Raw genomic sequence first — 20,141 nt, 5'->3', positions numbered from 1 at the left:
CTGACATGAACCAGATCAGCAAGATTGACGAGCTTTACCGGCTTGAGGACCAGCTCGGACAATTGGAAGCGAAAATTCAGTCGCTGCGGGCAGAAGTGAAGGCCACCGCCGTTCCAGATCATGAATTTCAGGGTTGGGACGGTCCCGTACGGCTAAGCCAGCTTTTCGGCGATCATAAGAAACTCATCGTGATCCACAATATGGGGACCGGGTGCCGGTATTGCAGCATGTGGGCGGACGGTCTCAATGGCCTGCTTGGCCAGCTTGAACAGGTCACGGCCGTTGCCATGATCAATCATGACCCGGTCGAGCGCCAGAAAGCTGCCAGCAAGGAACGCGAATGGCGGTTCAAAATGGCAGATGCTGGGCAGACCTCGTTCACCGAGGATATGGGCTTTTTCCGGCGCGAGGGAGAGGATGCCGGGATGCTTCCGGGCACATCGACTTTCACTCTGGATGGCGAGGGAACCATCAGGCGCTTCGCGATGGCCTATTTCGGCCCGCATGACAAGTTCAACCCTGTCTACAGTTTCCTGGAGCTGCTGCCGCGGGACGCCGAAGACGGCTTCGAACCTCTCTGATCACCAGGCCTTGGTCCGGGTGTAAACGAGCTCGCGGTTCTTGAACGCAGCGAGGTAAAAGTCGGTCAGTTCCGACCAGGCCGCGAGAACATCCGGATCGATCGTTGAAGCGGGCGTGGCCGAAAGACGGCCGAGCGCGGCTTGCATGGTGCTGAAAGCCGCAATGGCATCGGCGTTGGCGTCGCGTTGTTCAACGGATCCAAATCTTTGATTTTTCAAGACTTCCCGCAGATGGGCCGCCGGGCGGAGTGCGAGGAAGCCGTCGAGTTGATACGCTCGTTGCAAGGTGTCGGCCTGGATGTTTTCGCCCGCGCACTGGTCCGCGATATAGAGAGCCTGTCCCTCCGGCAAGGCGGAACGGGCCGCAGATAACATGCCGTCCCAATCATCGACCAGCGACAACGTATCCAGAAGGTAGGCGCAGGTGAAGTTCGGCGAAGACGCGCGCCATTTGCTTGCGTCCGCGCAAACAAATGTCAGGCTGCCGGGGCGAACGTCGGATCTGCGCGCGCGGGCGCGCTCGCATTGTGCAGCGTTGCGTTCGATCCCGACAATGGCGGCATTGCTGCTGCTAGCGAGATAGTCACAGGCCGCACCTGCGCCCGAGCCGAGTTCCAAAACGCTGGACTGAGGGCCTAACGCGCTGTCGCTGATGATAAAATTCAAAAACGGGCGTCCAGCGATACAGGCCAGGTCCCAGCCTCCGTGAAGCGGCTCGTAAACCGCCTGCCGCCAGATCTCGCTGTCGGCAGCGGCATAGATCTCCTGCTGACGCGCTTCGGCTTCTGAGACATTAAACCCGGACAGATTGGACAAGACTTGCTCCTTCTCCGGCAGTTTCATGGCCCGCCGGTCCGATCTGGCTGCACCGTCCGTAAGCGATGATCGGCAGCACCGGCGGATCGAATTCATGCGAGGACCGGAGGTCGAGTTGCGACACATGCGTGCATTTGCTGGCGTTCAGACCTTCGATCGGATCTGTGCGCAAGACCTGCTCGGGGAGAAGAAGGGCGTTGATGTCGCTGCTCCACGGCACGGCAAACGCAACCATGATCCGTCCGGATGCCGGCGGCTGTATCGTCGGGCTGAGGCGGAAGTCCTCAAGTTTGGCGTAGTAATCCCGGGCCTTGAATTGCACCGTCGCGCAAATTTGAAAGTTTTCCGCGTTGTCGCGCCTGCATTTGGGCAGCAGGTCGACCGGATCCAGCGTGTCGCGGATGGCGCGCAGACCCGTCGGCGTAACGCCCGTCAAGGCTTTGAAACGATTATTGAAACTGCCGAGGCTCTCGTACCCCACTTCATAGCAGATGCGGATGACGCTGAAATCCGACTGCAACAGCATCTTCTTGGCTTCGTAAAGCCTCAGGATCGAGAGATAGCGCATCGGTGTGACGCCGGTGAGCCGGCGGAACGCGCGGATGACACCGAAGGTCGAACAGCCTGTTTCCTCCGCCAGGTCCTGAAGCGTCATGGGCTCTCCCATCTGGGTCCGGAACCTTTCGATGAAGGCGCGGACCACCCGGCGGGCCAGGGCGAGTTCCAATGGTTTGTCCGCCTGCGGGAGAATGTCCCGCAGGCCTGACGTCCGGGCCCCGCCAACGGGGCCCGTCGCAATGAAGTCGAGCATGTTCAGCTTCCGGAACCACCTTGGGCCCAATCGTCGGGACGGATCGGGTCCGGCGCCATGCTGCCATCGCCGTTATAGTCCAGTCGGCCTTTGGCATCGCAATGCACGCTGCGTGCGTTCAAGGCGATTTCTCCGGTTTCTTTCAAACCCTGCAACTTGCCGAAGAAGGTTCCAAAGAAGATGGTGTTGGCTTCTTCATTGGTGTGCGGGTTGATGCGCGGGGAGATCTGGAAATCGCCCACGCCCAGGTTGCCGGCCTTCTTGATCAGATTCAGCGGATCCGTGTGGCCGAAACCAAAGAAGATGCCGCGCACGGATTCCGGCATGGGCTGGCCTGCCACCGCGTAACGCTCATGCGTGAACGTATGGGCGAGGCGGAAGAAGGTCATCGGCATGCCGGCATAGACCGGCTGGTTGTTGGAAACGTCTTCCACCTTGCCGGAGGCATAGAACGGCCTGCGCACGGACGCCCAGTAATTGTGGCGGTGAACCGACGGGCTGATCTCGGACGTCTCGCCGGCGAACGGGAAATGCTCGTAATGCATGGAACCGTCCGGATGGAGGCCCTCAACCTGCTTTTCCAGTACCAGTTCGTTCTGGAACGTTGCCGCGTTCACCATGGCCATGGCATCGCCGAAGATTTCGGTGAACCAGAGCGGAGAAATCTGGGTCTCGATTTCCACCTGGCCGATCTTGGTGATGGCGCGGCATTCGAAATACAGCGGCATCGTGACATCGAAGACCTGTCCCGGCGTGTAGTGCACCGGCCGGTCCGAAGCCGAATTCGCCAGGACTTCGGCGGAGTTTCCGCCACGCTGAAGGGCGATTTCCTGAAGGGAGATCCGTGCCCATTCGGTCAGGTCCGTGTCCGCAAGTTGCGTGTCGGTTGCAAGCGAATTCAGTGCGCGTTCGACCTTGTCCGGTTCCCGGTCGATCAGCTTGCGAAGGGCAAGCAGGGCCGAAACTCGTCCGCGGCCCGGTTTCATGTCGCGGATACGGTTCACAACCCAGTCGACATCCGGATTTGCCTTGCGCACCTTGGCCCAGATTTCCTGGTCCGCCCGGATGGTGGCATCGCGTTCTCCCAGGATCGGATTGTCGTTGATGAGAATGCGGCGCAGGCGCTTGGTGTTGTAGCGTCCAGACGCGTCCTTGAAGGCTTTGACCGAGGCCTCGATTTCCGCCCAGATTTCAGGGGCGTAGAGTGCCCTGATTTCGTTCGGAAAGACGTAATTGTTCAACTCCTCGAGAATGAGTTCCGCGTAGTCTGTCGGTGCTGCTTTCGGGGTTGTTTTCAGTTGTTCCATTAAGCTCATTTTACCCTCCATGGGAGACTTCACTGGGTTCCAGGGAATGCGTTGCGATCGGAGGAGACGAGGGTCCAAAGGCAACAAGTGCCGAGGCCATGCCTTGCGGGATAGAGCAGGGCACAAGAGCCCCCTCTCGCTGACGCATGCTCCGGATCTCCTGTTGGCCGCGCGCACATTGCAGCCAGCCATCCCCTCTGGAGACCCGGTAGTCGAAATTCAGTTCGATGCGGTTGCCGGCCTGGTTGGCGAGGCTCATCCTCAGTTCGATTTCGTCGAAGGCTTGAAGTTCCTGGTAGTAGTCGCAGGCAACCCGGACGGTTACGAGACGCAGGTCGCGCGCAATCTCATCCAGCGTTGACGGTGCATGGGCCCGCAGGAACATTTCCCGGCAGGCACCTTGCCAGGCGACATGGCGGGCAAAATAGACATTGCCGACGACATTGGTCTCTTCGAACGAGATCACGTGCCGGTAGACAAAGTAATTCTGAGGGCTGTGGACGTTCATTGGACGGCCTCCAAGGTTCGGCGGGTGCCGGGAGACAAAAGAATGGCTGCGCAGCCGCTGTCCTTGCGTCGCTGGCACAAGATCCTGGCCGGTCCGCACCGGAACACCGTCAGTCCAGGGGCGGGGGATTTGAGCGGGATCAGCGGCTGTCCGGGGGGGAGGCCGCCCTTGCGGGCGCATTCCCGTGCGCTCCAGGTGACGACGGACGCGAACTGGCTGTCCAAGCCTTCAAGCATGTCCAGAACACGGCCGTCGCCCGGCGACAGCGCGGGCGGCACGCCATTGGTGGTAACAACCAGATCGCAGGCCAGGACACCCGATCCGCGCAGACCGAATGTCAGGGAGCCGTTGTGGGACAGCGAAAGGGTGTCGGAGCCTTCAATCAGCTGCATGCCGTCGCCGCGCTTCCCGGCCGCTGTCGCGTGAAGCGTGTCGAGGACCCTTTCGCGCCGGCGCTTGCGATCCATCGAATTACAAATGGCGACGTGGATGTCCTTGCGATTGCAGAACAGGTCCGCAGCGCGCTGCATGGCGGCCGGCAGCAGCTGATAGGGCAGATCGTCGATCTTGCGGTCACCGACGGACTGGAAACAGACCGCATGCCATTGTTCGACCGGCCGGCCGGTTCTGTCGCGCCACAGAATGTCGAAAACAAACCTCTGCCCGTCAGACCAGACTTCGCGGGCTTCAACGCTGTGCCGTTCCGCTTTGGCATCGGCAAGTGTCACACGCTCGACGGAAACAGGCAGGACACGCCGTTGAGGCACGCACGCTTGAAGGACATGCAGGCCCGCGTCGCGCGTGGCTGGATCACCAAGGCACATGTCCTGGGCTTCATAGGGACCGAACCAGGGACGGGGATCGCGTTCGCTGAAGCTGGCGCGAAGTTCATAGGCGGTCAGGTGCTGAAGACGTGCAATTCTCTTGAACCGGCCGGTGTTGAAACACAGGCCGTCATAGATATGCGCGCCGTCGATATCCATGTCCGGGCTGATTTCGAAGGCGGTGTTAATCTCTGGCTGCGGCGTGCAGTCGATGGTCGCGCTGGCGCGGTCGACCCGGTAGCCGTCATCCGAAGCCCGCACCGCGGCTGTCACCGTGCCCCGCGTCTGCTGCAGAACGGCGATCCGCAAGGTCAGGCCGGCGTCTGGCGGTAGAATCGCGGAATGGAAGGCAAGCTCGCGAAATCCGGTCACGTCCTGGCCGGTGAGCGCTTTGGCTGCTTGCGCCATGGCTTCCAGCAACATGACGCCGGGCACGACGGCTGTGCCGTCGACTTTGTGGTCGGAAAGCCAGGGGTCGGCACCCGGCGCAATCGCCGTGTCGAGCACCAGCTCAACCTCCGACGTGTGCTGTCTGACGGTGCCGGCAAAGCGCGCCAGCGGCAGAGGCGGCCCGATGATCGACACATCATCCGGCGGACCGAAACGGCCGGTGACGATCCTGCGGCCCGAAGCTGTGCGGGCAGAGGCAACGAGCGTGGACAAGTGCTCCAACGCGGTGGTCAGCGGAATGGCCTCAACGCCGCTTGCCGCCAATCGTTCGACCGCGCCAAGACGTTCGCCCATGCCAGCACCCGCCCAGACGGACCAGTCAAGCGCAAGCACCAGCACGCTACTTGCTTTGCCCCAGGCTTCCAGGCGGGCCGACATGAGCCCGTTTGCGAGCGCATAATGGGCTTCGCCCGCCAGGCCGATCTCACCGATGATGGAGCCAAAGCCGACAACAAGCCGGATCGGGTGTTTCCGGAAGGCGGTCAGCAGGTTTTCCAGGCCGGTCACCTTGGCGGCCATGGCCTGGTCCAGATCAGCCGGATCCAATTTGTCAAACTGCTTGGGTTCGTTGACGCCGGCCGCGTGCAATATCGCCGACACCCGCTCCGCCAACGGGCAAGTGCGAAGGGCTGCCCTCAGAGCGTTCAGGTCGGACAGGTCGACACTCAGATACTCCGCGATCAGGCCAAGTTCCCGTGCGCGTGTGAGTGTTTCCTGAACTTCGGGATCCGATGGTGGACTGCGCCCCAGCAGAAGAAGCGATGTATTGGCCTGCCGGGCGAGATGGAGCGCGGATTCCGCGCCTATTCCCTTGGCGCCGCCGCTCACACACAACACATCTGTTGCGTTAAGCCCCGTGTCCGGTGCGCCCGGTTCTGCGTCAACCCGTTGAAGGCAAGACCGCTCAACCTTTCCATCTTCGATCCGAAGGTCGCTGTAACCCTCGGGGATCGTATCAAGCAGAGCTGCCAAGGTTCTTTCCGGACCAAGACCTTGGAGATCGACACAGGCGACGCTCTTGAAAACGCCGTCTTTTATAAGTGAGCGTGCAAAGCCGGACAGAGCAAGCCCCTTGTGCAGGAGCGCAATGCGCTGGACCCCATCCGCGCGGGCCGACTTGACCCGATCGAAGAGCGCCTTTGCCGCCTCGCGTGATCCGGTTAAGTCCAGAACAGAGACAAGACCACTGTCCGCGTCGGTCTTCAGATTGAGCCCGACCGGTTCTGGTCCGTAGCACCGCCAGGACCGTTGAGCTGACGCATCAGCTTCGATCCCGAGCACCGGTTCCCAGACACGTGCAAAGTCGGCAATCCAGGGCGCGACACCTTCGACCACGTCCCGGTCAGTGGATAGGGCCGGGCCATGTTCCGCGATTTCATCGAGAAAACTGGCCAGGCCTTCAACTGTCTCGCCGCTCAGATCGGTCGCGATGGCCGGGGTGCTGAGCCCAAGGGCGGCGGCGCTTTGCTGAACTATGCGCCCGACCGACAAGGAATTAAGATGAAGGTCATCCAGAAGCCGCGCGTCCGCCGGGACACACTCGGCGGGCAAGCTCAAGGCCTCGCAGACGGCGGCGCGTACCGTTTCAAGCGTTGAAACAGCGTTGCCGGAGACCTGACCAGCGGCGCCGGACGGCGCGGAATACATCTCGAGATCGATCCGCTGTGACAGCTTTTGGGCCGGGGAGGACAGGTGGTCGGACCCCGGTTTGGCGCCGCAGGGATTTGCCAGAAGGCGCGGCGCCTCGCCGAGCGGCCGCAAGGGCCTGTCGGAGAACAGCAGGTCAAGATTGAGACCGGCGCCAGCTTCCCAGCAAAGGGCAAGGGCCATTAACAGCGGGTCGAGTTTGCTGGACCCGACATCCAAGGAGGCAGCCGGCGTGCCAGCCGCATCAGCCAGCCGCGCCAGCCCTTGGCCTGGACCGATTTCAATCAGAAGGTCGCAGTTTTGGGAGAGTTCTGCCAGGGCTTCTGAAAACTTCACCGGTGCGGTTAGTTGACTGGTCAAGAGGGCCGGAAGATCTGGTGTGGGATCGAGTGCCGAGCCGGTGACCGTGGAGAGGACTGTGCGTTTGAGCGGTGCAAAGTCAGCTCTTTTGAGAACCTTTTCAAATGGCGCCTTGGCGCCAGACATCGCCGAAGTATGAAAGGCGTGCGACACTTTGAGCGCCGTCGCCGATACGCCGTCTGCGCGTAGCCGCGCGGACCATCTCTCAATTGCAGTGGCCGGACCTGCGACAACGGTTTCGCGCTCACCGTTGAGACAGGCAATTTCAAGCTTCTCCGGCAAACCAATTTGCTTGATTTCGCCGACCGACAGCGGCAGGCGCATCATTGCCCCGCCCGGCCGGCCATGCTCCACCATGAGCATTCCGCGCTCCATGACAAGGTTGAGCGCGTCGCCTGGCGACAAGGCGCCCGCCCAAGAAAGTGCCGCGAACTCACCGAGAGAATGCCCTGCTGCCAGTGTGGCCGAAACGCCTACACGGGCCATCAGGTCAAGTCCGATCAGGCTGGAGGACAGGATCAAGGGCTGCGCCCATTGCGTTTCCTGCGCGCCTTCGGCTGGCCTTTCCACCTGGTCGGCTTGTTCGATGCCGAAGCGCCGGGTCCAACTCCCGAGGTCCCCCCGGGCCGGTGCGGCCTGGCCCGGAAACAGAAAGCCGATCCGGGGCGTCTCCGGCACGGGTGCGTGGACGCGCTCCAGCTCCCGTTTCAGGGCTAAATGGAGGCCGCTCGGTGTCGACGCGACAAAGCCTGCACGGAACCGGCCGCCCGCACGCGTTGCGGCCGCACAATCTGCGGCAGCTTCGGAAATCTCGGCGAGACTGAATGCCGGGGTCCGGTCGGCGAGCGTTTTCAGCTTGGTTTGGAGCGCCTCGAGACTGTCTGCTGCAAACACAAACAATTCGCTCGACTGGGCGCAGGGCTGCGAGGGGATCGCGGCGGTGGCAGGCGTTTGATCCGCGCAAACGACCACATGCGCATTGATGCCGCCAAACCCGAATGCCGAGACACCCGCCAGTCGTTTGCCTTCAGGGAAAAGATCCGCGCGCGCAGGCTTCAGACGGTGGCCGGTGCCGGCGAAAATTTCGTTGGGCTCGTCACAGCTGACATGCGGCGGCACAATCCCGCTCTCAAGCGCTTTCACGGTCTTGATCAGGCCGGCAATGCCGGCAGCCGCCTTGCAATGGCCGATATTCGCCTTGATCGAACCGACGGGAACCGACAGCCCGTCCGTGCCTATGGCATCGGCCAACGCGCGTATTTCGGTCGCGTCGCCGACCACCGTGCCCGTGCCATGCGCCTCGAAATAACCCGCGCTCCGGGGAGCGGCACCCGCCATTGTCCAGGCGCGTTCGATGGCCCGGATCTGGCCTTCGGCTCCCGGCCGGGTCAGCCCGCCAGCACCATCGGTGGAAACGCCCCACCCGGCAATCCAGGCAAGCGGATCAGCCTTTAGGAGGGCTGCAGCGCTTTCACTTGCAATCACGGCGATGCCGCAGCCTTCACCGGGCCAAAAACCCGCAGCGCGTTTGTCGAAAACGCGCATTTCGGTTTTAGCCAAGGCGCCTGTCCGGGAAAATCCGACAAGCTCAAACGGATCGAGGCTCAGGTCGACACCGCCGACAATCGCCAGATCGGTTGACCCGTCGGCGATGCGACCGCAACCATCGGCAATCGCGAGCAGGGAGGAGGCGCAGGCGCCGTCGACCGTCCATGCACCGCCGTCAAGATCGAGATAGTTCGCGATCCTTCCTGCGATCGTGTTCGCCAAGGCACCGGCAAGGGTTTCTTCGTTCGGGTCCGGAAAGTCCTGCCGGACCCGAGAGCTGAAAGCGTCCTGAACCGTGCTGACCTGAGAAGACGAAAGGCCAGCTGCAGACAGCGCGTTTTGCAAATGGCGCTGCAGATAAGGCAGCCGCAGGCGCAACTGGGCCGACCGGGAGAATTCTCCGGTGAGCGTGTTGCCCAGAATGACAGCCGTGCGCAGCCCGCTTAAGGCGCCGGCGCCTCCAACGGTGTTAACGGCCTCGACCGCCGTCTCTAGCGCCAGCCAATGCGCGAGATCGGCGGCTTCAAAGGTAGATTTGGGGACACGGAACCGGTCGCGCCTGAACTCCCAATCGGAAATGAGTCCGGCGGGAACCTTGTCGATGGCATCGAACGGTCCGATCCTGTCTGGAACATACTCCACAAGTGCCAGGCGCTCGGGTGGGATCTGACGGAAGGATCTTCGGCCCTCCAGGACGTTGCGCCACAGAGCATCGGGCTGCGTCGCCTCCGCGAAACGGCAAGCCAGAGAGACTATGGCGACCCGCTTGTTCATTCCGCGGGCTCCAGACTTTCATCGGGCTGGCGCCGCGCCTTGATGAGCGGACAAATGACACCGAACCAGAGACCGCGGCTCATGGTCACCAGGGTCAGGGCGTAGAACATGCCAAAGACGATGTGGAACTGAAGCAGCACAGCGTAAAGCGCCGCAACCGCAAGCCCGAAAATCACCTGGTTGTGTGTGTTGTTGGGCGTCGTCGCGGGATCCGTCACCATGTAGAAGGTGAACAGGATGAAGGCGAAGCCGGTCATGGGGGCGAGGCCGGCGAGAATGGGCGCGTCCGTAAAAAGACCGCGCAGCACGGCCTGGACCGCGAAACCGGCAACCCATGCCGCAATCAGGGGCATGCGTCCTGTCAGCTTGGTGTTCAACAGGGTTCCCGTACAGATGATGATGAGCGGCAAAAGCACGTCGAGCGCGCCATAGGTGCCTTCCGAAAACTGATAGGGCGGGGCGATGCCGACCGCGGGGAAAAGCAGCAGCACTGCCGTGATGCCGAAATTTGACGGATTGAGAAAATGCCGGTTTGCCTTGCCGATCCTGACGCGGAACAGCCGCTTTGAGGCAATCGCCAGTGATGCCGCGAAAGCGATGACCCAGAGCTGCTCATGGGGCATGAGCAGCATGGCAACCGCCAGGGCCGTGACATGTGCAGACAGGAGAAACTTGACCGGTGCCAGACGTTCGCCGACGAAGGCCGGCCTGCGTTTTTCATCGCGTGCGGAAAGCCACTCCAGGAACAGTTCGGTGCCATAGGCGGCCCCGAGCGCGACGAAGGGCGTGGCCCAGGACTGCTCGAAACCAAGCCAGAAATGGCCGAGAATATTGAGCACGGTAATGGCCACCGCAAACCGGCTGAGCCCCGCCAGTCTTTTGTCGTTCCAGGACACGGGGGCGGGTGCAGGAAGAGGCGATGCATGTGCTTTGAGGGTCATCTATTTCACCTGCGACTGGACGGTTGAAGAGACAGCCGGTCGGAGCACCAGCCGGTTTCTGCCGGAATTGACGGTGACGGATTGACGGTGATGGCCACGCCGGTCGCGCCACGAGATTTCAGCAAACAAACCAGCGCTTTCAGACCATTTCCCAAGGCCGAAATGGACTTCCGGAGCGCTTTTTCCCGAATGGCCTTCGCCTCCGGACACGGTCTCGATGCCCATTGGCGTGCCATCTCGCGAATAGAGACGAACGACGGCCCCGATCGCCGGTCGGGTGCTGCCATCCGGGTTTTCCTGCCGCAGATCGAACGTGACGCCGTCCGCCGCCGTGGGCGTTTTGTTCAACAACAGGACCGACGGCATCCACTGGCGTGCGATCAAGGCGTCCGGATCGCCGTCTCCGTCGACATCGCCAATGGCGATGCCCCGTGAAACCGTAGCGGGTAGAAAATCGAGATGATTGGCGACGTCCACGTAACGTCCGCCCGTACCGGCCACGAAAAACGCGTCGGCGCGGTCTCCGGACAGATCGTCTCCCAACTTGACTTTCGGCCAGACCGCCGGGAACTGCAGCAATTCGTCGTTTGCCATTGCGATTTCATGCAATTCGGGCCAGCGGTCGATCGTGCCTTTGACGAAGCCAGTCGCCTGGAGCAGCTCGGGAACACCGTCATTGTTGAAATCTGCTATTCTCGCGTCCCAGCTCCATGCGCTGCGGGCAAGGCCCAACGGACCGCTGACTTCCTTGAAGGGTGCATAACCCTTGGCAAACGCGGCCGCATCACCTGTGCCTTTGAACAGGAGATGGCTTTCCATGAGGGCGTAATCTTCCGCAATGTTGCTGACATAAAAATCCAGGTTGCCGTCCCGGTCGAGGTCGGCGAAATCAACGCCCATGCCCTTGAAGCTGTCCCGGCCGACAACGCGCGAGCGGCTGTCCGTCAGGCCTCTGCGGCCCGTGACCGGCAGGAAGCTGAGCGTTCCTGAGCCGGTCCGGTTGTGCAGCAACTGATCCGGGCCGAAATCATTGGAGATGAAGAGTTCCGGGTAGCCGTCGTCGTCGATATCGGCGGCGCCGATCCCCAAGGTCCAGCCATTTGGAACCGCGTCATACAAGGCGGAACTGGCATCGTCGAACAAGGGCTCCGCCGGGTCTGCCGTCACGCGCCCAAGAAACAGCCTGTTGCGCCCGGCATTGCGGGCGCGGCTCATGGAGCGCTGCATGTGGACGGCGCCGGTTCGGCCAAGGATATGCATGCCGTCCGGAAAATAGTTTCCGAACAGCAGGTCGTTCTGGCCATCGCCATTCACGTCGGCAACCGTGGCCGCGTTGGTGTTCCAGATTTCGGGTTCGGCCAGAAGCTGCCGGGGCTCGAAGCCTCCGGACGCCAGATGGAGCGAGGGGCCGCGCCCCCAATAATAAACGACGAGGTCCATCCGGCCATCCTGGTCAGCATCTATCGGAAGACAGCCCATGGGCGCGACACTGTTGGCGGCAATTGTTCTGTCCGACCACCGGATCGCGAAGGGGGAAAAGCGGTCACCGGTCGTCGGGACGGGGCCAACAGTTACGCTGTCATACCGGGGATCCACGAGGCAGTAGTCATTGTGCAGGCCGTCGCCGTCATGATCGAACAGGGCGACCGCCGCGCCGACCGAGGAAATCCAGGCGCTGATGCTTTCAAACCCGGGGTTTACGTACCGGATAGACCTCTCGTTCTGTCCAAGAGACGGAAGCTCGTGCCGCTCGAAGGCAAAGTCCTCTATGTCCGGAAAAGGAGCATGCGCGGACAAAACAGCCATGCCCAGAAAGGAGGCGGGAATGATCGCCGCGGCAAAAAGGGTACGGTTCATGATGGTGCTCGCAGAAGTTCATGTTGCGGCTGGGAGATGAGCGTCTGCTGGACGGATCGCCGCCAAGCCTCGTAGAGATGGAGCCCGTTGGCCTTTGTTGCCGGCGAGGCCGCCGGGCGCTGGCGTGTGACAATCTCGGCGCAGGCTTGTGCCGGAAGGCCGGCGAGGGCGGCGCAGACACGTTCGCTGTCCTCGTTGCCGGTTGCCGCCTCGACATGCGCTGTGGCGGCAAAGGCCGCGCCCTGCGCGATCGCGCCCCGATGCTCGGGAAAGCGGTCAAGCAGCCGGGAGCAGTCCGCAGGCGAGGCGACGCCGGTATATGTCAGGGCCAGTCCCAGACCGGAGAGGAGGTCGTTATGGCGGTCTCCGGAAAATCCGGACACGATGTCTGACACCTGGTCGACGCGGCACAGGGACACAAACCAGAGTGCGCGCCCGATCCCCTGGTCATATGCTTTCAAGGCCTTGCCGCGGGTCTCGCGCAAATCTCCATCGGTCAGGCGTTCAGGGTGAAAGAAAGTGTCGTGGAATCCCTGTCCGTCAAGAGTGAGCGAAAAGTGAAACAAGGGCAGCCGCCGCTTGATGTGGCCTCCCAGCCAGGGCATGCGTGCAAGAGCCCAGCCGGTGCCAACCTGAATGAGATATTGAAATTCGCCGCCATATTCCCGGTACAAGCTGTCGAGATGGCTGCGCCTTAAGGACAATCCGTCCCGGATGCAGGCCCCCATTGCAGCGCCTTCCACCAGAAACCCGCGCCGCTCCGCGGGGGTGTCGCGGAAAGCAGTGGTGAGGTTGACCACGGCGCCCCGGTCGAACATCAGGTTGTAGCCACGGACGAAGGTCGATGTGATCGCTTCAAGCTGTTTGAACCGGTTCTGATCAAAAGATCCCGACTTTAACCTGTCCAGGGACGCCATTTCCGGCGGCAGTTTGAGAACGCGCCACAAGGAAGACCGCCAGCTCTTAGCCGAGCCGGACATAGGAGAGGAAAGCGAGCCGATCCTCATGACGGCTGCTCCGGCCCAAGCAATTGCCGCAGCAAGGCGCTAAGACGCGTGAAAAGCTGGGACAGCCCGACAAACTGCGCTTCGTTGTCTCCGTTCAGCGTGGTAATTGACCCGCTGATCGTTTCGTCCTTGAGCTTATCTTCATCGCACCAGGCGCGTATGATCAACTCGGTTCTCAGCACGGTGTTACGATCACCCATCTTACGAACAACTCCACTCAACTGAGTTTTCGAAAGGGTAATCGGCGTCTCCGGACGCACTCATGAATTGCGCTGGCGGAAGCATACTATCCAAAAGAAAGAAGAGCGTACGGAAGACACCCGTTTGAAGCGGGCTTTGCTCACAAAGCCGTTGCCCCGCACTGACATCAGGCTATCAGTTTGCTGTCATTTTACTCACAGTCGGCGGCCGCAAGGACCTGGCTGAACCCATAGAGACGCTCGGACGGGGCAGGTGCCGGGTTTATCTGAAGATTATACGCTGATTCCACAATGCCGGATCAGACACCGCTTCGTCATGCACAAGCCAAACTGTGGTCAATTGCGCTGGAAATGAAGCGTGGGGCGGGGCCCCGGATTGGTATCCTGTCAGTCAGTGAGGCCGGAAGAGGGCATGCCTTTGCACCGGCTGGTTGTTTGCAGAGGCTCAGTCGACCGAGATCTCGCCGTTCACAATGCTTTCAAGCTGAGACCGGCTGGGTTCCTTGCTCAGCACCGCGAACAGCGATTGGGTCCGCCAGGTCGGGGCGGCGCAGCATTCCGCGCGCAAGGTGTTTTTGAAGTTCGAATAATGCTGGCACATCTTGCCGCCTTCACCGCGCAGGACCTGCAGGAGCATCAGTCTGCGATGAACGGATTCCCTTAAGGGATCATGTGCGAGAATGGCCCGGCAACAATCTGTCGCCTCATTGTACGCTTTTTCCCGGAACAGCCGTTCCGTGACGAGCAGCATGGCGCGCACATAGATGGACAACATGCGTTCGCGTTCGATCATCGTCCAGCAGTTGCTGTGTCCGGGCAGGAATTCGCCGCGGTAAAGGTCTTGGATCCGCCTGTACAATTCCTGGGGATCGCCTTCGCCCAGTTGAAGCTGGCGCAACGCGAGCGACAGGGCACGCGTGTCCGTCAGCTCTTCGTCTTCCAAATAGATGCCGATGCTCCATTTGTCCGCGCGCAGAACGACCGACTTGATCTTTGATTTTTCGAGCGCTCTGCGCAGGCGCGAGGCAACATTATTCAATGCGGGTTTTGAATTTTCGCGATCCTCATCCGACCAGAAGCGTTGTGTAATGACCTCGCGGTCGAACATATGGTTCGGATTTTGAAATAAATAGGCAATGGTTTCTCGGCCGGCAACACCGCTTCCCGCACATCGCGCGTTAGAGCCTGTCCCGACGCGAAATGTCCCAAGAAAACTCACATCGTTCATGAAAATACTCCGACAGGCAGAAACTCCAAAACTACGTATGCGATCAAAAAGAAATCACATCAGGACGTGTGCGTGAAGCACGAGCGGCCAGTTTAAGACTTGCGAATATAAGCTAGAGATTTACGCAATTAAAGGTTGCCATTCTATTTCTTGGATTGATATGGTAGTATGAAATTAATGCTACGACAACACAAAAAGGATTCGCCGATGCTCAGCGAGCGTAATCGGCGAATCAGAGTCTGCTTGGAGTGAATAGCCCCTTTGTTCATACGCGCCTTCTTCCCTAATTTAGAAGCAAGGAGGCCATGATGGGCAAATCCAACTTCAGCGACGAAATCAAACGGGATGGGGTGGCGTAGATCACCGAGCGGGGGTATCCGGTGGAGGAGGTGTCGAAGCGGCAGACTGATCCGATCGTTCTCTCCAAAGCCCGGGCTGCTAAAGAGTGGGTAAAGCACGCCAATGAATTTGCCCCTGAGGGCGACGGTAAACCTTGGCGGTATGTTCTGGTACCGCACGATGCAGTCACCGAAAGCGCCACATTAAGTGGACTTTTGGCGATTTATTCAACCTGATCGCTGTTTTCGAAAATTTCGATTCAACCGATCACGCCGTTCCAGGGTGTAACGGGGGACGACGTACATGAAAGGGGAACGGCGTTATTCATCGATGACGTCATCTGATGACCGTCGCGACTGGAAATCCGATCCATACATGTGTCGTTCAACCAGGACATCAATTGCCCTCGTGGCCGCCCGCCGGACGATGCCGCACTGAACATGTCAGTCTGAGACCCGGTTTACGATCTCGTTGTTGTGAAGCTTTTCTATTTGCGTCGCCCTTTCACTTTTTCGGCGTCTCAACCGCTTGAACGAGGTTTCCGTTTTCGTCGAGGCCGACGCCGAGTTTGAGTTCGCGACGACGTGCAAAAAACGCTTCTTCATGTTCCCCCGGAAGGACCATTCGCTCGGTGAATTTGTCGAGCCATTGAACCGTTTCTTTGCCGCTCTCTGCCCCGGAGCTTGCCCGTTGCCTGGAGCTCGAAGGGGTAAGATTGACCTTGGGTTTTTCCGGAACTGGTTCATTGCCCATATGAAGAAATCTCCCCAGTTTTGCAGAGCGCCTTGCTCGATTGTGCTCTCGAAAGCTCGAGTTGCCAAGGCATGGGCTCAACACGCCAATGATCTGGCAGCCAAAGGCGACGAAAATGGTTGGGGAGGCGGCGGATAGCCTGCACGATTCAACCATCGAAAGCGCTACCATGAACGAACATAAGCCCTTCGTTCGACCCGAATGCAGATTCAGAAAAATGCGATTCACATGGGTACGGCGTTCCAGGTAGTAACGTGGGGACGAGCTACAAACTGTGGGAACGCCGTTATACTTCGGAATCGTTTTCGAAGTCCGGCTTGCGCTGAAATTCCCAGCCGTTCTCGTACCTCTCAACCAAGTCATCGATTGCCTTTTCCGTTGCCACTTTGTCGAACCCGCGCTCGACCAGTCTGTCGATAACGAGATCCAATATTTTGTTGAAGGTACTCCAGTTTCCGACTCGAGCGGTCTCCTGAACAATCAGATGAAATGTTGTTGTTGCGATATCATCACGCGAAGGGCGTCTGGCGTCCTTCTGCCGTTGGCGATATTCGCGCTGACGCTCGGCCTTCTTTGCCTGACGTTGTTTGAGTGAAGCGCGAGGCGGCATCATCATTCTTCCAAACATGGTGGATACAAGGAGGAGCGGAAGCGCGGAAATTATTTCCGCGGTGCTCCCAGCGAATAATCGATGAGCCAAAGGCTGCCGTGTTCTAGGCCGCATCTTCCTTGTCGGCAGTTGACGTCGCAACCTTCACTGCACCCCGCATCATGAAATCCGGCAACTTGAAATCGTGGCGGGCAATGGGCGCATCGCCGGAATGGTCCTTGCGCGTATCGTTGGAACTTGACGCAGGAGAGTCTGTCTCCTTTGTCGCTGCTCTTGCAGGCTTTTCTTTTTTCACCACCTGCTTCGAATTGTTTTTCTCATCAGCTTTTTTAAAGAGATCCTGGATCTGCGCGTCGCTCAGACCAAGGGCCCATTGGAGTTGCGGAATGGCTTTATCCTTGAGGAATTCCGGGGCGTCGGCCGACGAAACGTTTTCAAAGTACCTCAGTGACCACAATGTCGGCAGGACTTTGCTCCAGCCACCATCGTTCGTTGGCGTTTCAAGATTGAGGTGCCCCATCGCATTTTGCCGTTGTTCATCACGCTGAAAAGAGCCGATGGTGGTCTTAAGAATTTCGTAGGTTTCTTCAGCCTGAAGGCGAACATTCTCCCGTAGGAGCTTTTTCACCAGGGCGCGCCCGCGGAGCTTCGGCTCGTAGGCCTCGATCACAGACGTCAGAATGTGAAGCATGAGCTCCTTCAACCGTTCGGAGCGGTTTTTCACTTCATGAAAGGCGTACTTCTCGAAGCCCTTCATTCCGGGGATGTCCTCGACGGGCCTTTCCATGACGCCATCCGACTCGGCGTCGTTTCCCTTGAGGATCCGGGTGACGTCCTCGACGCGCAGCTTCCGTCCAGCCTCGAATTCGGCCAGGACCGCTTCGACGCAGCTTTTATCCGCATGAGCCATCTTGAAAAGAGCGGTAGGCAGGATGGCTGCGTTTATGCAGCGTTTCTTGAAAGCCTTCAGGCGACGGAGCGATCTGTAGTTTCGGGTGTGCCGGTCGGTATAGCCAAACTGACCTTCGAGCCAGGTTTCGCAGTCTTTGTCGTTTCCGACGACCTCGGCTACCTCATCGAAGCATTCTCCCAATTCGAACGCTCCTTCGGTGTCTCGCTTCTTGTGGTGCTCGATCTTGCTGTTTAAGGCTGTGAGCCTCTTGCGGGTGTCCTCATCCAAAGCATCGATGTCGAATGTTTGCGCCTCGTTCGCCAAATCTGCTCTCCTCATCTGATCATGTCACATGCACGCCAAGGTCGTGCCTCCAGATATTCGCTAGATGAGAAGGATGGTGCCTGCAACGAAATCCGGCTGGCGTCCTTAAGGGTTTGTAACGGGTGTAAATACATAAAAATCAATTTATTAAGAGGTTTCTCCGCCATCGCAGACGCATTATCTGAGGTCTGCGAATCCTTGCGCGCAATAAGGGTGAAAGGATTCGCTCAAGGATTCAATTTTTCCGGTGTCAACGATGAAAACGCCAGAGACGGGCGCGTCGGCAACGCACTGGTGGCAACGCCGCAAGGATTCGCAAGCAATTTATCGGTTTGGCAGCAAGGCACCGCGCGAATCCTTGAGATCATAAATATCAGTATCTGCGCCTACGTTTACGAATTTCAGGCCTTTTGTTTCAGATTGGGATTTCTTCCACCTTGCCGCACTTCAATACCTGCCTAAAATTGTTAGTCGCCAGCGCCCGCCATCTGGCCATGAGAGCCAGCCTTTTGGTGCTCGATGGTGCAGAGTTCCGTCGAAATCGGTGTCCGGATCACGCCGTGTGTTTATGAATTGCGAATCCAGGAAATTGAATCGCCTAACCGTTTCTTGAATCGAAAGAACGCAATTTGAAACGGATCAGGGCAACTTGGCGGTCAATCAAATCCGGTCAGTGACATTCGGCTAGACGTCCTAGCGTCGCCTTGACGTTACCAGCCGTGGCTGGGGGTCCGATTCAGGTTGAAAATTCATGCCACGCCGTTCCCGCATGAATCTCGAAACGAGCAAACTGAATCGCAAAAATGGATAGATGAATCGAAAGAGCGTAACTTGAGACAGGTCGTGTCGAGTTGCCGGTCATGCATCCCGCTTCAAGTCAGGTTTCGGGCAATGCGTCTTAGTCGTCCCCTGAGTTTTCCTAACCTTCTCGCAATCCAATTCCCCTTGCGCCATCCATGAGGAAGGTGATCCCCGCGTCTTCAAGGGATTTTTGGATGTCGCGCAATGTCCTATCGAATGGCACCGACTTTTCTTGTTCGAACGCGGCAATGGTCCGGCGCGCGCACTCAGCCTTGTCTGCCAAGTCATCCTGAGACCAGCCCAGCCAAGCCCGGGCCGCCCGGCATTGCTTCGGATTTATCATCAATTAACCGTAAATCGAATCAATTCTGTTCACTCGGGTCATTTTGTGCATTTTATCAGCATCCGAACAACTCGAAAGGAAGCCTATGCACAAGCAATTCCCAATTCCCACCACCAATCACGACGTTAAGAGTGCTTATGCACCTGAAACCGCACATCTCCCTATTGAACTCCGCGATGCGGTCGATGCCGCGTTGCAGGAGTGCTTCGACAAGAACTACTGCCCAGACGAACTCCTCGGAAACACTTTGACCCAGGTGAGGGGACCGCTCGACAGCCTGCCGAAGCGTCACGGGCTTTTACTCGAGAAAGCTATTGCGCACGCCTTCGCCGAAGCAGGTGACAGGTATGAGGTACAGACCCAGGTCGCGTTGACGGTTTCCAAGGAAGCGATGTCCCTGGTTGAGAGCAATCAACTCGACAAACTTGACAATCTGAACCTGCCAATCGGCGGGTCCCACGGAAAGCGCGTGGTCATCGACATCCTGGTCTTCGATCATCAAACCGGCGACTTGCATGTCATTTCGGTGAAGCGTGGGGGCGGCGCTCAGGGAGGGCGGGATGCACGAGACGCTCGCAAAGACCTGACCGCCGCCGGCTTGATGTTGAAGAACATGACGCTTCGAAAGGGACTTCCGGTGTTGTCCGTGAAAAAAGTCCTCGTCGACTGGTACGGCCGCTCCGGGATCGTTGCCCGGAAAAAGGTGACGCGCCAAACGGTCGATGCATATTTCGGACTACCGATCGCCAGCCGGGTCGAAGCGATGTCCGCGTATCTGGAGTCCAGCATCGCTGCTCGTATGGCTCCGCGCCTGCTGGCAGCGATTGGCAACACTTCCGCACCGGTGGACACCGAAAGGCAGGTGGAGAAAATCACCCCTTGCCCCGAAGGTCGCTTCGAGACATCCACTGAGGTCGCCAGCGCACGGCCTTCACTTGCCGAGTGTTTGTCCGTTCTTCCGCTTCGGCGCCAGGGCCGTCAGATGCAAAGCGTCGGAACCTAGACCGGTCACGTCGGGTCCAGAAACAGCAAATTGGGGCACGACAAGCGCGATTCACGCGAGAACGCAGTGACGCAAAAACGGGCCTGACACCGGACGAAACCGGAAAGGCCAACACCCGATCATCACCATGAATATTCACTCCCGCCTGGAAAACCTTCGGCGGAAACAGGAGAGTTTTGTCTGTGTTCGTCGAAAACCTGGAAGATCCAAAGGCAGC

Annotated in this window: 17 protein-coding genes; 3 read left to right on the top strand and 14 right to left on the bottom strand. The window is 59.1% G+C overall.

Features of this window, described 5'->3' with window-relative positions:
- Positions 1-5 precede the first annotated feature (5 nt).
- Positions 6-581 (top strand): DUF899 family protein, encoded by a 576-nt coding sequence (locus FIV00_RS16675; protein ID WP_173006023.1) that lies wholly within the window; start codon positions 6-8, stop codon positions 579-581.
- Here the strand turns inward: FIV00_RS16675 and FIV00_RS16670 are convergent, their stop codons facing one another.
- The 10 genes from FIV00_RS16670 to FIV00_RS16625 form a co-directional block, all read right to left on the bottom strand.
- A complete protein-coding gene (locus FIV00_RS16670) occupies positions 582-1,424 on the bottom strand; it encodes a trans-aconitate 2-methyltransferase (protein WP_173006022.1) in 843 nt (280 codons plus the stop codon).
- The gene (locus FIV00_RS16665; RefSeq protein ID WP_152501795.1) at positions 1,375-2,208 is read right to left on the bottom strand and encodes an AraC family transcriptional regulator; all 834 of its coding nucleotides are present in this window, start codon (positions 2,206-2,208) and stop codon (positions 1,375-1,377) included. The genes FIV00_RS16670 and FIV00_RS16665 overlap by 50 nt, the downstream gene beginning before the upstream one ends.
- 2 nt (positions 2,209-2,210) lie before the next feature.
- The gene (locus FIV00_RS16660) at positions 2,211-3,524 is read right to left on the bottom strand and encodes a hypothetical protein (RefSeq protein WP_152501794.1); all 1,314 of its coding nucleotides are present in this window, start codon (positions 3,522-3,524) and stop codon (positions 2,211-2,213) included.
- Between the two features lies 1 nt (position 3,525).
- Positions 3,526-4,023 carry an acyl-CoA thioesterase gene (locus FIV00_RS16655; RefSeq protein WP_209006585.1) on the bottom strand — a complete coding sequence of 166 codons (498 nt, stop codon included), beginning with the start codon at positions 4,021-4,023 and terminating at the stop codon, positions 3,526-3,528.
- Positions 4,020-9,626 carry a type I polyketide synthase gene (locus FIV00_RS16650; RefSeq protein WP_152501793.1) on the bottom strand — a complete coding sequence of 1,869 codons (5,607 nt, stop codon included), beginning with the start codon at positions 9,624-9,626 and terminating at the stop codon, positions 4,020-4,022. Before FIV00_RS16650 ends, FIV00_RS16655 begins: the two co-directional genes overlap by 4 nt.
- Positions 9,623-10,567 carry an RnfABCDGE type electron transport complex subunit D gene (locus FIV00_RS16645; RefSeq protein WP_152501792.1) on the bottom strand — a complete coding sequence of 315 codons (945 nt, stop codon included), beginning with the start codon at positions 10,565-10,567 and terminating at the stop codon, positions 9,623-9,625. The genes FIV00_RS16650 and FIV00_RS16645 overlap by 4 nt, the downstream gene beginning before the upstream one ends.
- A complete protein-coding gene (locus FIV00_RS16640; RefSeq protein WP_152501791.1) occupies positions 10,568-12,424 on the bottom strand; it encodes a CRTAC1 family protein in 1,857 nt (618 codons plus the stop codon).
- On the bottom strand, positions 12,421-13,431 hold the full coding sequence (locus FIV00_RS16635; RefSeq protein ID WP_152501790.1) for a DUF1702 family protein: 1,011 nt from the start codon (positions 13,429-13,431) through the stop codon (positions 12,421-12,423). Before FIV00_RS16635 ends, FIV00_RS16640 begins: the two co-directional genes overlap by 4 nt.
- A complete protein-coding gene (locus FIV00_RS16630; RefSeq protein WP_152501789.1) occupies positions 13,428-13,631 on the bottom strand; it encodes a hypothetical protein in 204 nt (67 codons plus the stop codon). Before FIV00_RS16630 ends, FIV00_RS16635 begins: the two co-directional genes overlap by 4 nt.
- 445 nt (positions 13,632-14,076) lie before the next feature.
- Positions 14,077-14,859: a BTAD domain-containing putative transcriptional regulator gene (locus tag FIV00_RS16625; RefSeq protein ID WP_152501788.1), complete on the bottom strand. Its 783-nt coding sequence runs from the start codon at positions 14,857-14,859 to the stop codon at positions 14,077-14,079.
- 389 nt (positions 14,860-15,248) lie between these two features.
- Between FIV00_RS16625 and FIV00_RS16620 the strand changes: the two genes are divergently transcribed.
- Positions 15,249-15,434 (top strand): hypothetical protein, encoded by a 186-nt coding sequence (locus FIV00_RS16620; protein ID WP_152501787.1) that lies wholly within the window; start codon positions 15,249-15,251, stop codon positions 15,432-15,434.
- A gap of 268 nt (positions 15,435-15,702) precedes the next feature.
- Here the strand turns inward: FIV00_RS16620 and FIV00_RS16615 are convergent, their stop codons facing one another.
- From FIV00_RS16615 to FIV00_RS16600, 4 genes are all read right to left on the bottom strand, one after another.
- Positions 15,703-15,951 (bottom strand): hypothetical protein, encoded by a 249-nt coding sequence (locus FIV00_RS16615; RefSeq protein ID WP_152501786.1) that lies wholly within the window; start codon positions 15,949-15,951, stop codon positions 15,703-15,705.
- Between the two features lie 286 nt (positions 15,952-16,237).
- Positions 16,238-16,567 (bottom strand): hypothetical protein, encoded by a 330-nt coding sequence (locus FIV00_RS16610; RefSeq protein ID WP_152501785.1) that lies wholly within the window; start codon positions 16,565-16,567, stop codon positions 16,238-16,240.
- Between the two features lie 97 nt (positions 16,568-16,664).
- The gene (locus FIV00_RS16605; protein WP_152501784.1) at positions 16,665-17,777 is read right to left on the bottom strand and encodes a hypothetical protein; all 1,113 of its coding nucleotides are present in this window, start codon (positions 17,775-17,777) and stop codon (positions 16,665-16,667) included.
- Positions 17,778-18,696: 919 nt separating this feature from the next.
- Positions 18,697-18,921 carry a helix-turn-helix domain-containing protein gene (locus FIV00_RS16600; RefSeq protein ID WP_152501783.1) on the bottom strand — a complete coding sequence of 75 codons (225 nt, stop codon included), beginning with the start codon at positions 18,919-18,921 and terminating at the stop codon, positions 18,697-18,699.
- An 85-nt stretch (positions 18,922-19,006) separates the two neighbouring features.
- Between FIV00_RS16600 and FIV00_RS16595 the strand changes: the two genes are divergently transcribed.
- A complete protein-coding gene (locus tag FIV00_RS16595; protein WP_152501782.1) occupies positions 19,007-19,924 on the top strand; it encodes a hypothetical protein in 918 nt (305 codons plus the stop codon).
- Positions 19,925-20,141: the final 217 nt, after the last annotated feature.

The organism is Labrenzia sp. THAF82, assembly GCF_009363435.1.
GTDB lineage: Bacteria > Pseudomonadota > Alphaproteobacteria > Rhizobiales > Stappiaceae > Roseibium > Roseibium porphyridii.
Note: the sequence above shows the minus strand (reverse complement) of the source record. Positions and strands in the feature narration are given on the sequence as shown.